The following is a 13754-nucleotide window of genomic DNA, read 5'->3' on the forward strand; positions in this document are numbered from 1 at the left end:
TGTCCTAGGCCTGATTCATCAGAATCACAGCACCAGTCACTAACAAGTTGACCAACGCCAATGGCAAACAAATTTTCCAACCAAAGTTCATGACTTGGTCATAACGCGGACGCATTAAAGAACCACGTGCCAATACAAACATCATTACAAAGAATGCTGTTTTAATCACAAACCAGAATACTGGTGGAACAAATGGAATTTCTAAATTGAATGGCGTTAACCAGCCACCAAAGAATAAAGTCACGATCAATGCAGAGATTAGTACTACGTTGACATATTCAGCAACGAAGAACATACCCCATTTCATACCGCCATATTCAACATGGTAACCTTCTGCCAATTCTTGTTCTGCTTCTGGTTGGTCAAATGGATGACGGTGAGTTACCGCAACACCAGCAACCACAAAAATCAAGAAACCTAAGAATTGTGGAATAACGAACCAAACATCGCGTTGTGCTTCAACAATTTCACGAAGGTTAAATGAGCCTGCAATTGCAACCACACCCATTAATGAAATACCCAAGAACACTTCATAAGAAATGGTTTGAGCAGCTGAACGTAAACCACCAAGCAACGAGTATTTGTTATTTGAAGCCCAACCACCAAACAATACTGCGTAGACAGCAATACCAGCCATTGCCATGAAGAACAATAAACCGATACTCATGTCGGCAACACCCAGTGAAGGACTCACTGGGATTACCATGAACGAAAGAACCGCTGTTGCCATTGCAACAGCTGGTGCTAAACGGAATGTAAGTTTGTCAGCAAACTTTGGTGTCCAGTCTTCTTTGAACATGATCTTGAGCATGTCGGCAACGATCTGGAACATACCACCAGGACCAACACGGTTTGGACCATAACGGTCTTGCCACCAAGCAAGTAAACGACGCTCAATAAAAGACATCAACGCTGCAACTAAAACTACAACAAGCAAAATCACAACTGCTTGAACGACAGCATAGGCAATCGGCCAGTTCTCAGCCCAAAGTGGCGTTTGACGTATAATTTCTTGATTCATGAATTACACTCCTAATGCCACTGAAACAGGCTCAGCTAGCGACACCATTGGTGCTAAACCAACTGGGTAACCAATATAACCTGTAGGTAAATATTCAATTACTTGTACCGGCAAGCTTACAGTCGTTTCGCCTGCTTTTACTGTAATGCGTTGACCTTCTTGAAGGTTCAAACGAGTTGCATCTTGTTCGCCCACTGCAAACACAGCTTCAGGAATACGAGTTTCCATTGCAGGTGTTTTAATGGTGAATTCGCCAGAACCAAAAATATGATGCATTGGTACTAAGCGGAAACTTTCAGGGTTTGCAACTACTGGCACTGGAGCAACGTAGCTGCGTGCAGGACGTTTTGCCAAGCGATCGAATAAACGAACCCCAGAATCACCACCTTTTAAGTGACCACCGACTTCATCCTGGTATTTGTTCCAAGATTGTGGAGAGTTCCAACCCGGAGCCCATGCAAATGGTACTAATGATGATGCTTTTTGCGGACCAACATAACCTTCCATTGAGAATGTTAATGCTGAATCTGGATCGGTAGGCTGTTTAGGCTCATGAACCGATAAAGGCGCACGCATTGCTGTACGACCTGAATAACGACGTGGTTCACGCGCGATTTTCAAGCCATGTACACGATAACCTGCATCAGGCGCAACATCTTGGATAGCTTCAAGTACTGGTACATTTTTCACGATGCTTTCAATTACATCGTCAAGCAATGTCCAATCTACAGCCTTACCTTTAATGCCAGTTTCAATGGCATGTAACCAACGCCATGATTCTTTAATTGCATATTCAGGTTTGTAATAGCTTGGATCGTAAACTTGATAGAAACGCTGTGCACGACCTTCTTGGCTTACAACAGTACCATCACCCTCTGCAAAGCTTGCTGCCGAAAGAACGATATCAGCCTGTTTCACAGTTTCAGTTTCGCTGTGATCAAGTACAATTACTGTTTCAGCTTTATCTAATGCAGCTTGTACTTGTGCAGCTGGTAAGCGACGGAACAAGTCATTTTCAACAATAACAAGCGTGTCGTAGTCTTGAGCAAATGCTTGTTCAAGGCTTAAACCACCGAACAATGCCAAGCCCATAGAGTTCACTTCAGGAACTACAAGACTTAAACCAGCTTTAGAACCTAAGTTCTGAGTCAACTGTGCTGCAGCTTCCATAATAGAAGCATCTTGCAAGCTTGTACCCGCAATAATTAATGGTTTGTTTGCTGCTTTTAGAGTGTCAGCAATGGTTTGAGCAAATGCTTTTGCATCTTCATCTAAACCACTTACAACTTCACCATTCACTGCCGCAGCAACTGCAAAGCCTAAACGTGCGATGTCATTTGGAGAAGCAACCACTTCACCAGTTGCAACGTCAGCAAGACGAGTTTGAGTTGCAGCTAAAATGTAAACCGGAGATTTTGCTTCTTGGCCAATACGTTGTACAGGCTCAGCTAACCAATCTGGTGTACGTGTTTTTGCAGCCATTTCACGCGCTTTGTTTTTCGCAGCTTGGCGAACAGACAATGCCATGCGAGGTGCAGTTTGAGTTAGGTCTTCGCCTAAGATCAGAACAGCATCATAGCTTTCAATTTCACGCATATTCGGGTTGTAGATACCCTCGGTTTGCATGATAGATGCAGCAAGTTCAACAAGCTTTTGCTCTTTTTGTGCAATACCAGTTGAGTAGTTTGCCTGACCTACAAGCTCACGTAATGCGTAGTTTGATTCCAAGCTTGCACGAGGAGAACCAATACCCAAAACTTTTTTGCCTTGAAGCTTAGCAATCGCTTGATCTAGAGCTTGGTCGACAGAAACAGTTGCAACAGTTTCACCATTACGGAACTGAGGCTGACGTGGACGGTCTGCACGGTTTACATAACCTGTGCCAAAACGACCTTTGTCACAAAGGAAGTACTGGTTAACCGAACCATTAAAACGGTTTTCTACGCGACGGATTTCACCATAACGTTCACCCGGAGAAATGTTACAGCCAGAAGAACAGCCTTGACACACGCTTGGTGCATACTGCATGTCCCACTTACGGTTATAACGCTCTGAATGAGTCTTATCAGTGAATACACCTGTTGGACATACTTCAGTCAAGTTACCAGAGAATTCAGACTCTAAAGTACCTGATTCTGGACGACCAAAGTAAACACGAGATGCATTGGCATATACGCCAAAATCTGTACCGCCCGCATAGTCTTTGTAGTAACGAACACAACGGTAACAAGCAATACAGCGGTTCATTTCATGCGCAATGAATGAGCCAAGTTCTTGGTTGTAATGCGTACGTTTTGTAAAACGATAGCGACGACGGTCATGACCTGTCATTACAGTCATATCTTGTAAATGACAGTGACCACCCTCTTCACAAACTGGACAGTCGTGTGGGTGATTCGTCATCAAAAATTCAACAATAGATGCACGGAAATCCGTTGCTTCTTTGTCTTCAATTGAGATATAGGTATTGTCAGATGCTGGTGTCATGCAAGACATGACTAAACGACCACGCGTATCTTCTGGATTCGCATATTGCGTAACAGCACATTGACGGCAAGAACCAACCGAACCTAAGGATGGATGCCAACAAAAATATGGGATGTCGATGCCCAGACTCAAACATGCTTGTAGCAAGTTTTCCGAGCCGTTGACTTCATACGATTTTCCATCGACATGAATTGTAGCCATAGTCGAATTCCTTAAGCTTGTTCTACGTTGCTGGTTTGCACGACAGGACGATTTGTCACTTTCGCTTCAAACTCACCACGGAAATGTTTGAGTGCGCCCATAAGCGGCTCCATCGCACCTGGTGCGTGGGCACAGAAAGTTTTACCAATCCATAATTTACGAGTTAGTTCTTGTAAATGGTCGATATCTTCTTTCTTACCTTCGCCTGCTTCAAGTGCTTTAAGCGCTTTAACAGCCCATGGCAAACCATCACGACATGGTGTACAGAAACCACATGATTCACGCGCAAAGAACTCTTCTAAGTTACGAGTGAGCGATACCATACATTGGGTTTCGTCTACTACCATTAACAAACATGTTCCCAAACGAGAACCTGCTTTCATAATCGTGTCTGCATCCATTGGTAAATCAATGGTATCTGCTGGTAAAAAGTCAGTTGAAGCACCACCTGGCAACCATGCTTTGAGCTTTAAGCCCTCACGCATACCACCTGCATGATCTTCAATTACTTCACGTGCAGTTGTACCAAACGGCAATTCCCAAAGACCTGGGAATTTAACTTTACCCGATGCACCATAAATTTTAGTGCCTGGATCTTTTGATTTACCCGCTGACAAGCCGATATACCACTCTGGTCCACGAAGCATGATTGCTGGCAAGTTGTTATAAGTTTCAACGTTGTTCACAATCGTCGGACGACCCCATGCTCCTGCAACTTGCGGGAACGGTGGCTTAGTACGTGGGTTAGCACGACGGCCTTCAAGCGAGTTAATCAATGCAGTTTCTTCACCACAGATATAACGCCCTGCACCCGTATGTACATGCAGATCAAAATTCCAGCCAGAACCTAAGATATTTTCGCCTAAATAACCTTTAGCACGAATCTGTTCTAATGCTTCATTTAGATATTGAGCAGCCTCGATGTATTCACCACGGATAAAGATATAACCTTGAGTTGCTTCTAAGGTATAACCCGCAATTAACATCCCTTCGATCAATTGATGTGGAAGTTTTTCCATCAACAAACGGTCTTTAAAGGTACCCGGTTCCATTTCGTCGGCATTACAGATCAAGTAACGTGGACCACCATCATTTGGTGCCATCAATGACCATTTAATACCCGCTGGGAAACCCGCACCACCACGACCTTTTACAGTTGCAGCTTTAATGACGTCTAACACTTCAGCAGGTTTCATGCCTAATGCTTTTTTAAAGCCAGCATAGCCTTCAAGTGCTTCGTAATCATCAGCACTACGTACCGCTTCTTGTTTACTTAAACGCCAAGTAAGCGGATGAGTTTCTGGATTACCGTCGCCATAAATTGGTTTTGGTTCAGTATTCATACATACTTCTCCAATAACTGTTTAATTGATGTCACTTCGACTAAACCGTGAGTATCTTCATCAATCATTAAAGTTGGGCCTTTGTCGCAGTTGCCTAGGCAGCAAATTGGAAGCAGTGTAAAACGACCATCTGGTGTCGTTTGACCATACTGAATTCCTAATTCACGCTGGAATGCTTCAGCAAGAGTTTCTGCACCCATTAAGAAGCAAGCAATTGAGTCGCAAAGCAAAATTACGTGACGACCTACCGGATGGCGATAGATACGGTTGTAAAATGTTGCAACACCTTCCAAATCAGCAACACTCATCGACAACAACTGTGCGATGGCATTCATTTGAGCGTCATCTACCCAACCATTACGGCGCTGTACACACTTCAATGCATCCAAAGAGGCTGCACGAGGGTATGGATAGTGACCAATGTGATGTTCAATTTCGTGAATTTCTTCCGCAGTCAAAATCCCTTCAACATTCACACGTGGTTTTTTATCAGTCAAAATCATCATTATGTGTTACCTCTTAGCGATCCACGTCAGCCATAACCACGTCAATGGTCGCCAGATAAATGATTAAGTCAGATACTAAACTTCCGTTAATCACTGAAGGCATTTGCTGTAAGTGAGTAAACGTCGGTGTACGAATACGAGTACGATAACTCATGGTCGCTTTATCTGAAGTCAAGTAGTAAGTACTTGCGCCTTTAACCACTTCAGTCATAAATGATGACTCGCCCGCTGGCATGACAGGACCCCATGAAACGCTCAAGAAGTGCGTAATCAAGGTTTCAATATCTTGTAATGTCTTATCTTTCGGTGGTGGAACAGCCAATGGATGATCCGCCTTGTATGGACCAGAAGGCATGTTATCCAAGCACTGTTGAATAATTTTTAGCGACTCGGTAATTTCACGGAAGTGAACAAGCACACGTGCGTATGCATCGCCTTCATACTCAACCGGCACATCAAAATCGAAGTTTTCATAGCCGCTGTATGGGCGATATTTACGTACGTCAAAATCGATACCTGTTGCGCGTAAACCAGTACCAGTTACACCCCATGCGAGTGCAGATTTGGCATCGTATTGTGCAACATTACGCGTACGACCAATAAACACAGAGTTTTTCAATGCTGCTGTGTAGTACTCGTTTAAGCGTTTAGGCATCCACTCTAGCAATTCTTTAACAAGCTTTTGCCAGTTGTTTGGAAGATCGTGTGCTGTACCACCAATACGGAACCATGCTGGATGCATACGGTAACCCGTGATTGCTTCAACAATGTCATAAACTTTTTGACGGTCTGCGAACATATAGAATACTGGTGTCATACCGCCAGCATCCTGAATTGCCGTACCACAGAATAACAAGTGGTTATTAATACGGAACAATTCGTTCAACATGACACGAATAACTTGTGCACGCTCAGGAACTTTAATGCCTGCCATTTGCTCTACAGCCATCACATACGGCATGTTTTGAGCACAACCACCTAAGTAGTCAACACGGTCAGTATAAGGAATGAAAGAATGCCATGTTTGACGTTCAGCCATCTTTTCCACACCACGGTGGTGATAACCAATATCAGGTACACAGTCCTTCACTTCTTCGCCATCTAACTGCAATACAACACGGAACGCACCATGTGCAGATGGATGGTTAGGACCCAAGTTCAAGAACATGAAGTCTTCATCAGCGTTGCCACGCTTAAGACCCCAGTCTTCCGGCACAAAACGTAAGTGTTCTTGTTCAAAGTCTTGTTTCGCTTTATCTTGCATGTACGGCGTATATTCTGTCGCACGTGCTGAATATTCTTTACGAAGCGGATGACCTTCCCAATAGGTTGGCAACAAAATACGACGGAGCATTGGATGCCCTTCGAAATTGATACCGAACATATCGTAAGCTTCACGTTCATACCAGTTGGCATTTGGCCAGATATTTGTCGCTGTCGGAATGTTTAGATCATTTTCGTTCAAGGCAACCTTGATACGAATGTCACTATTACGCTCAAGCGATAATAAATGATAGAACACAGTGAAGTCAGATGCTGGTAAACCATCACGATGAACACGTAAACGCTCATCCATCGCAGATAAGTCAAACAGCATTACATACGGACGTTCCACTTTACGCAGGAACATAAGGACTTCTTGCACGCGTGCGCGCTCGACCCAGACTGTTGGAAACTCTTCAAAAGTCGCCTGCACGTAAAAGTTCTCACCAAATTTGGTTTTGAGCTCTTCTACGATTGCAAATGCTGGGCGTGAATCAACTGCTGTTGACTCTGGCATAGCAATGTCAGTTTCAGCCATTGGCTTGGCTTCCTATTTAATACAAATTCTGTCAATTTTCTCGATGAACATATCAGTTAGATATGTCAAAACACCGTCAAAAAATTATTTAATCTCATCCATAGAGCGTAAGTTTTTAACGGCAATACGCTCTGCATTCTTACGATCACGTTCTGGCATCATCTTTGGCTTATACACTGGCTGAAGATCATCACCGATCACGGCAGAAAGCGGGCGTCGCTCTAATTGAATCTGGTCTTGTAAAAGCATTAAAGCTTGAATTAATGCTTCAGGACGAGGCGGACAACCTGGGACGTACACGTCAACAGGAATAATTTTGTCTACACCTTGTACTACTGAATAGATGTCGTACATACCTCCAGAGTTTGCACAAGCACCCATCGAGATGACCCATTTAGGCTCTAACATCTGTTCATACAGACGCTGAATAACTGGTGCCATTTTTACGAAACATGTACCTGCAACAATCATCAAGTCAGCCTGACGAGGTGAAGCACGGATAACCTCTGCACCGAAACGTGACAAGTCATGCACACCTGTTAAGGTCGTTGCATATTCGACGTAACAACATGAGGTACCAAAGTTAAATGGCCACAAAGAGTTTTTACGTCCCCAGTTTACTGCTGTATGCAAGACATCCTCTAAACGAGTCATGAATACGTTTTTATTCACTTCCTCTTCAAGCGGATCCGTCACAATTTGACGTTCTTGCAATGGGTATTGATCAGCATCCGGATTCGCGCGGGTCAGAGTATATTTCATCCCGACTTACTCCTTTTCAGATGACAATGCAGGTGTAGTTTTTGACTTAACACGACCTGATGATTGAGCTGGAATCTGGCCTGTAGGGTCAGTTACGAGCTCTTCAATAGAATTAAAGCGTGTAATTTCAGCAATGTTCATTGTTGGTGAACCGATTTTAACCGCTTCACCTGCTGATTTACGGCGATCTGCTGGTGACCAACTTAAAGCACCTACAGAGAAGGCATAAACAAGCGCAATCAATAAATCAACGACAAAGATCACCACAGTGGTATATCCCAACCACCCTACTTCACGCACAGAAGTAGACCATGCATAGAGGTAAAGTGCCTCTAAGTCGAAGACAACAAAGAAAATTGCAACTAAATAGAACTTTGCAGACAGGCGAATGCGAGCGCCACCAGCACTCACGACACCTGATTCAAACTGCTCTTGCTTAGCACGTCCCCACGATTTTCCCCCGAGGAGTAAGGGAACTGTGAGCATAAAGACGCAAAGAAATGTAACGCCGATCACGAAGGCGATAATCGCCCAGTCGTATGGAGTAATGGCACTCATGCGGGGATAACTCCTGGCAGGCCTATTATTTAACAAAGAATGTATGTATTGGCCTTCAAATACACCAAACACAAAATTAATCCCGCCAATTGTACCTGATTTCTAATTTCCCATGCTAGTTGAAGCGTCTTAGTCTTTCGGATGATTTTCTAGACAAAACTATTCATCTATGTGTTGTAAGGGGGGTTTCACAGCACATAATCGGTTTATTTAATAGTTTCTTTGTTTATGATGATTTTTTTCATTTTTTAATTTTAGAATATTTACACAGTTGAAGCGCTTATTAACTTTTTATAACTTACTTTTTTATAATATTAGTTTGTTTTTTATTGTATTCAGCTTCTCCTCTAATTATGATGAATGTTTAATCATGCATAATATTTTATTACTCTTGGATAAGAGTATTTATCATTAAGGGCAGCTGATGCCATACTCACTTCGTGAATTTTCATTTCTCTCCTTTTTAAAATTTTTTCTCCTATTTAGCTTCATTATTGCGACATGTTGTTTGATTGGCATCGCATCTCGCCCTTTAAGTTTTCTTGCATTCTTTTGGCCTGCCAATTCGGTTTTGCTCGGATTGCTTATTCGTTTTCCAATCACACGCCAACCAAGCGCATTTTTAGGTGCCTATATAGGATATGTGATTGCTGACTTATTTCAGGGCACTCCATTTGCTCTCACACTTGTTTTAACAACATCAAACTTTCTTTATGTTGTTACTACGTTTGCGCTCTATATGTTTTTTAATCAACATATTAAAGCGGCCTATCGCGGTTATTCTTACCTTTTTTTATTTGGATTATGCGGAATAGGTAGCGTAGTAGGTGCATTGTTTGCAGCAACTTTCGTGCCTATGTTTAATACCAAATTTATGATTGGTGGCTTGTTGGATGAGTTTGGTTACTGGTTTACTTCAGAACTGCAGAATGCCTTGCTTCTTTTACCTATCATATTGAACATTCCTCAATATAGTCAGGTTAAGCATTACTTTTCAAGAAATCGCGGCCTACAACCAACCGACCTTTTACCTTTTGGCGCTGTACTTATTTCGATTGCTGCTAGCTATTATGACTCTGGTCCGGGTTCGCTGCTCTACCCGATTGCTGCCCTGATCTGGTGTGCGATTCGCTACAAACCTATTGTTGTTGCACTCATTACTAGCTTTACCAGTGCTTATATTATTTATCATGTCTCTGGACATTACCTTTTGCTCTATCCAAACGAATATTTCAGCAATACGATCTCGATCCGAATTGGGTTAATTATGATGACGATTGCCCCACTCACGGTTTCTAGCATTAGTGTTTTGCATTCAGAGTTAATTCAAAAGCTTCAACATGCCATTGCACATGACGAACTAACGTCAAGCCTGACTCGACGCCAGTTTTTACAATCGGTCAGATTACTTCAAGAAAAAGTTCAAAAAGAAAATAAGACCTCAGCTTTTTTCATGCTTGATGTCGACCACTTTAAGCAAGTTAACGACAACTACGGCCATCAAATCGGTGACCGTGCGCTACAAACTTGTGTCACCACCATACAAAATATTTTGCATCCCCACGATTTATTAGGCCGTTTTGGCGGTGAAGAGTTTGCCATTTTTATTGCAGATACCACTAAAGAAAGTGCATTTGAACTGGCTGAACAAATTCGAATTAAAATTAGCCAGCAACCGATTTATATTTATGGAAAATTACCAATTTTCATACAGGTGAGTATTGGCATAAGCTTATATTCCCCATCGTCCCATCGAGCGATTGAAAATTTATTTAAAGAAGCAGATGATGCTTTATATCAAGCAAAACGCCAAGGACGTAATCGAGTGTTTATCTCTTTATAATTTTTTCATTTCATCATCTAGTGTAATGAATTTTATACAATAACCTGTGTTTTGCCATGTATGCTAATAACAGATAATAAGGAGAAAAATGCATGACTCTAGAATATACGCATAAACCAAACTACTACTTGTTTGCACAATTACTGGTGCGACATATAGAAAGCTATATTCACAAACATCCAGATGCCAACAATGCAATTTTTGACTTGCGAGATGTCTATGAAATATTTAGACAGGATTTTGCGTCAACGACAACAAACCTAGAAGGTATTTTGCATATTGCAGATGAATATAAAATAGAAACGCTTAATGGAGATCAACCTCTTATTCAAAAATACCAGATTGATGCAAAAAACAATTCGTTACTGATCGATTTTAATTCCGATGCGTTAACCAGCTTAAGAAGCGGAAAACCTATTTTGGAACCAGATGCAACCCAACTATAAGTAGATTAATAAAAAAGCACCTTATGAAGGTGCTTTTTTATTGGCTTTTAAAGGAGGCTGTTTAAAGCGTTTTGCTGGCCATGTCATAATAAAACGAGCGCCACCCAAGGTTGGGCTTTCATCCACTTTAATTTCACCACCAAACCAATAGGCAATACGGCTTACGATAGACAACCCTAAACCATAACCACCCGACGCACGCGTACGGCTATCGTCTAGACGGGCAAAAGCTTCAAATACTCTTTTACGGTCTTGTTCAGGAATACCTGCGCCATCATCTTCAACACAAACAAAGGCCATGCCATCACTGTGGATACCACCGGTAATCCGAACTTTATTATCACAATAACGAACTGCATTACCCACCAAGTTTTGAACAACACGATGTAAATAACGGCGCTCAGCATCTACTTTTACATAAAGTGGAGGAGCAACAAGTTCAATTTCTTTTTGCGTTTTTAAAGCTTCGGTTTCAACTGCAACCTGATCTAACACATCAAATAAAGTAATTTCATCAAAATCTAGTGAAGGTGTACCCTGCTCTAGTTTTGCATAAGTCATGATCTCATCAATTAAAGTATTGAGTGCCTCAATATCTTTATCAATCATGTCGACCTGATGCATACGATGATTATAGTCATCTTCTTCCGCCAACATCTCTGTACCAAAACGAATACGGGCAACAGGTGTTCTAAGCTCATGAGATACCGCTCTCATTAACTCACGCTGAGCCTCGATTAAACGCTGAATATGATCAGACATGTTGTTATAACTTGATGCCAAGTTTGCCATTTCGTCACTTCCTTCAATAGGAACACGCAATGACAAATCACCAGACTTCATACGGTTTAATGCATAACGTACTTGGCGAATTTTACGCTCTAGCGGCAAGATCAACCCATAAACACCTAGACTCAGCAAAAATAAGCTAAATAAAGTAATCCCTGCTGAAAGCTGCAAAGGCATCCAGTTAAACATCGGAACCGGTCCAAGCACGAGAACCCGTGTAGGCTGATTCGGAATTGGAGAGACGATTGAAATGGTTGTACCGCGGACTGTCGCACTGTCTTTGTACAACATAACGCTTTGGTCTTGGCGTAAACGACCAATTTGTTCAGAGTCCAGATTAACGTCTTGAATATTGTAGATATTAATTGGGTAAGAGAAATGCTTTTGAATCTTGGCAAGATATTCTTGTTCTTGCCCCGGATAAAACATTAGATAATCAAGTACAAAAATAGGGAGAGCCTTCATTTGGCGCTCAGTAATTTTGTCGACTTTTATAGATAAAAAGTGCTGAGGATCATCACGTAAGCCAATAATGATATACGCAATACTATTACTGGCATCGTAACGGACAACAGACTTTTGAGCTTCGATTCGTTTTTTCTCGGTACGAGATAACTCAACCTTGCTTGCATCAGTATAGTAAATTGGAAGTTCCAATAAATCTGACGCATCTGAAACCCAGTCTATTTTCTGTTGCTTCCCTGGTTGTCGAGCGACTCCCTCACTAATGACATAAGAAATACCATCGGTTAAAGATTCTCGGTATTCTTGTGCCCGTTGATAATTGATAATTTGTACAAGCAAATAACCAAAGACAGCAACCAGAACAACAAGAATTACCAGTCCCGCATATATTCGCAGGAATATACTGTGTTTAAACACTCGACCAACCTTATAGGAAGTTTATTCAGACCTTATAACCCGTTGGTTTCTTTAACAAACAAGTAACCTTTACTACGTACTGTTTTAATACGCTTTGGATTTTCAGGATCATCACCAATTTTTGGACGAATACGTGAAATACGGACGTCGATTGAACGGTCCTGACCATCGTATTCGATACCACGTAAACGTTCGAAGATATCTTCACGCGATAAGATACGACCAGCATTTGATGCAAGCAACCATAATAGATCATATTCTGCACTAGTGAAGTCAACAAGTTCACCATTTAGCGTTACAGAACGACCGCCATTATCAATTACAAGGTCATCGAACTCGATACGTTGAGCAACTTCATCTTCTACAGTTTTATCTGTGCGACGTAATAGTGCACGGATACGCGCTAAAAGAACACGTGGTTGAACCGGTTTAGCAACATAGTCATCTGCGCCCATTTCCAAACCAAGTACCTGATCCATGTCTTCTGTACGTGCAGTCAACATCAGAATCGGTTGATGGTAATGTGGACGAACTTCACGGCAAACTGTTAAGCCATCGGCACCCGGCAACATGACATCCAAGACTACTAGATCTGGTTGTTCACTAATAATACGACGAATTGCACGGTTACCATCAGTTTCTACACCAACTTCCAAACCGTTGCGAATTAAATATTCTTGAGTTAATCGCGCTAAGCGCTCGTCATCTTCAACGATCAGAATCTTTGGTAACTTTTCTTCTTGGCTCATATCATTGCCCCTATAAATCTCGTTTCATGCATCTTAAAAATCTTGCAGATACATTCGTTTATCATTTGCAATATACACACGTTTACATTGTAAACAAGTAGGCGTTCACCAAACTGATACATGACCATCGTATTTTGTTGCATTTTATTAGCCTTTGAATTTTCACGTGTTTTTAAGATTTATTTATTGTTATTAAATTTCATATTCTATTCATATTTCCAATGTATGAATATTAAACAAATTATTTCTCTGTTTAGTTTAAATTTATTTAAGTGTTTGTTTTTTGAGTTATCCACAAAGTTATCTATAAGTGTTTTTTAACAGCTTTGCTATGCTATCTCCCATCAAATCATACAGATAAAAAAT

12 protein-coding genes are annotated in these 13754 nt (G+C 41.6%); 2 read left to right on the top strand and 10 right to left on the bottom strand.

Annotation, left to right across the window (positions count from 1 at the left end):
* Positions 1-4: 4 nt before the first annotated feature.
* From nuoH to ndhC, 7 genes are all read right to left on the bottom strand, one after another.
* A complete protein-coding gene (nuoH, locus tag AW165_RS13940; protein ID WP_002120063.1) occupies positions 5-1021 on the bottom strand; it encodes an NADH-quinone oxidoreductase subunit NuoH in 1017 nt (338 codons plus the stop codon).
* A gap of 3 nt (positions 1022-1024) precedes the next feature.
* On the bottom strand, positions 1025-3709 hold the full coding sequence (nuoG, locus tag AW165_RS13945) for an NADH-quinone oxidoreductase subunit NuoG (protein WP_014205900.1): 2685 nt from the start codon (positions 3707-3709) through the stop codon (positions 1025-1027).
* Positions 3710-3720: 11 nt separating this feature from the next.
* Complete coding sequence (nuoF, locus tag AW165_RS13950; RefSeq protein ID WP_002120030.1) at positions 3721-5052, bottom strand: NADH-quinone oxidoreductase subunit NuoF; 1332 nt, start codon at positions 5050-5052, stop codon at positions 3721-3723.
* Positions 5049-5558, bottom strand: coding sequence for an NADH-quinone oxidoreductase subunit NuoE (nuoE, locus tag AW165_RS13955; protein ID WP_002120040.1), 510 nt, complete (start codon positions 5556-5558; stop codon positions 5049-5051). Before nuoE ends, nuoF begins: the two co-directional genes overlap by 4 nt.
* Before the next feature lie 13 nt (positions 5559-5571).
* The gene (nuoC, locus tag AW165_RS13960) at positions 5572-7359 is read right to left on the bottom strand and encodes an NADH-quinone oxidoreductase subunit C/D (protein ID WP_002120052.1); all 1788 of its coding nucleotides are present in this window, start codon (positions 7357-7359) and stop codon (positions 5572-5574) included.
* An 84-nt stretch (positions 7360-7443) separates the two neighbouring features.
* Positions 7444-8121 (bottom strand): NuoB/complex I 20 kDa subunit family protein, encoded by a 678-nt coding sequence (locus tag AW165_RS13965; RefSeq protein WP_002120034.1) that lies wholly within the window; start codon positions 8119-8121, stop codon positions 7444-7446.
* Positions 8122-8127: 6 nt separating this feature from the next.
* A complete protein-coding gene (ndhC, locus tag AW165_RS13970) occupies positions 8128-8679 on the bottom strand; it encodes an NADH-quinone oxidoreductase subunit A (RefSeq protein WP_002120061.1) in 552 nt (183 codons plus the stop codon).
* 424 nt (positions 8680-9103) lie between these two features.
* Between ndhC and AW165_RS13975 the strand changes: the two genes are divergently transcribed.
* Complete coding sequence (locus AW165_RS13975) at positions 9104-10522, top strand: GGDEF domain-containing protein (RefSeq protein WP_060466157.1); 1419 nt, start codon at positions 9104-9106, stop codon at positions 10520-10522.
* Between the two features lie 92 nt (positions 10523-10614).
* The gene (locus AW165_RS13980; RefSeq protein WP_002120022.1) at positions 10615-10968 is read left to right on the top strand and encodes a hypothetical protein; all 354 of its coding nucleotides are present in this window, start codon (positions 10615-10617) and stop codon (positions 10966-10968) included.
* A 21-nt stretch (positions 10969-10989) separates the two neighbouring features.
* Here AW165_RS13980 and bfmS read toward each other — a convergent pair whose 3' ends face one another.
* The 3 genes from bfmS to AW165_RS20150 are packed head-to-tail and all read right to left on the bottom strand — an operon-like array spanning position 10990 to position 13567.
* Positions 10990-12639 carry a sensor histidine kinase BfmS gene (bfmS, locus tag AW165_RS13985; protein ID WP_032006728.1) on the bottom strand — a complete coding sequence of 550 codons (1650 nt, stop codon included), beginning with the start codon at positions 12637-12639 and terminating at the stop codon, positions 10990-10992.
* Between the two features lie 32 nt (positions 12640-12671).
* Complete coding sequence (gene bfmR, locus AW165_RS13990) at positions 12672-13388, bottom strand: response regulator transcription factor BfmR (protein WP_000076440.1); 717 nt, start codon at positions 13386-13388, stop codon at positions 12672-12674.
* Positions 13385-13567 carry a hypothetical protein gene (locus tag AW165_RS20150; RefSeq protein ID WP_031944149.1) on the bottom strand — a complete coding sequence of 61 codons (183 nt, stop codon included), beginning with the start codon at positions 13565-13567 and terminating at the stop codon, positions 13385-13387. The genes bfmR and AW165_RS20150 overlap by 4 nt, the downstream gene beginning before the upstream one ends.
* Positions 13568-13754: the final 187 nt, after the last annotated feature.

The sequence above is a fragment of the Acinetobacter sp. LMB-5 genome, from assembly GCF_001541635.1.
GTDB lineage: Bacteria > Pseudomonadota > Gammaproteobacteria > Pseudomonadales > Moraxellaceae > Acinetobacter > Acinetobacter pittii.

Excerpts from the sequence above, each read along its gene's own strand:
- nuoH (WP_002120063.1), bottom strand. The coding sequence starts at position 1,021 with ATGAATCAAGAAATTATACGTCAAACGCCACTTTGGGCTGAGAACTGG.
- nuoG (WP_014205900.1), bottom strand. The coding sequence starts at position 3,709 with ATGGCTACAATTCATGTCGATGGAAAATCGTATGAAGTCAACGGCTCG.
- nuoF (WP_002120030.1), bottom strand. The coding sequence starts at position 5,052 with ATGAATACTGAACCAAAACCAATTTATGGCGACGGTAATCCAGAAACT.
- nuoE (WP_002120040.1), bottom strand. The coding sequence starts at position 5,558 with ATGATGATTTTGACTGATAAAAAACCACGTGTGAATGTTGAAGGGATT.
- nuoC (WP_002120052.1), bottom strand. The coding sequence starts at position 7,359 with ATGGCTGAAACTGACATTGCTATGCCAGAGTCAACAGCAGTTGATTCA.
- AW165_RS13965 (WP_002120034.1), bottom strand. The coding sequence starts at position 8,121 with ATGAAATATACTCTGACCCGCGCGAATCCGGATGCTGATCAATACCCA.
- ndhC (WP_002120061.1), bottom strand. The coding sequence starts at position 8,679 with ATGAGTGCCATTACTCCATACGACTGGGCGATTATCGCCTTCGTGATC.
- AW165_RS13975 (WP_060466157.1), top strand. The coding sequence starts at position 9,104 with ATGCCATACTCACTTCGTGAATTTTCATTTCTCTCCTTTTTAAAATTT.
- AW165_RS13980 (WP_002120022.1), top strand. The coding sequence starts at position 10,615 with ATGACTCTAGAATATACGCATAAACCAAACTACTACTTGTTTGCACAA.
- bfmR (WP_000076440.1), bottom strand. The coding sequence starts at position 13,388 with ATGAGCCAAGAAGAAAAGTTACCAAAGATTCTGATCGTTGAAGATGAC.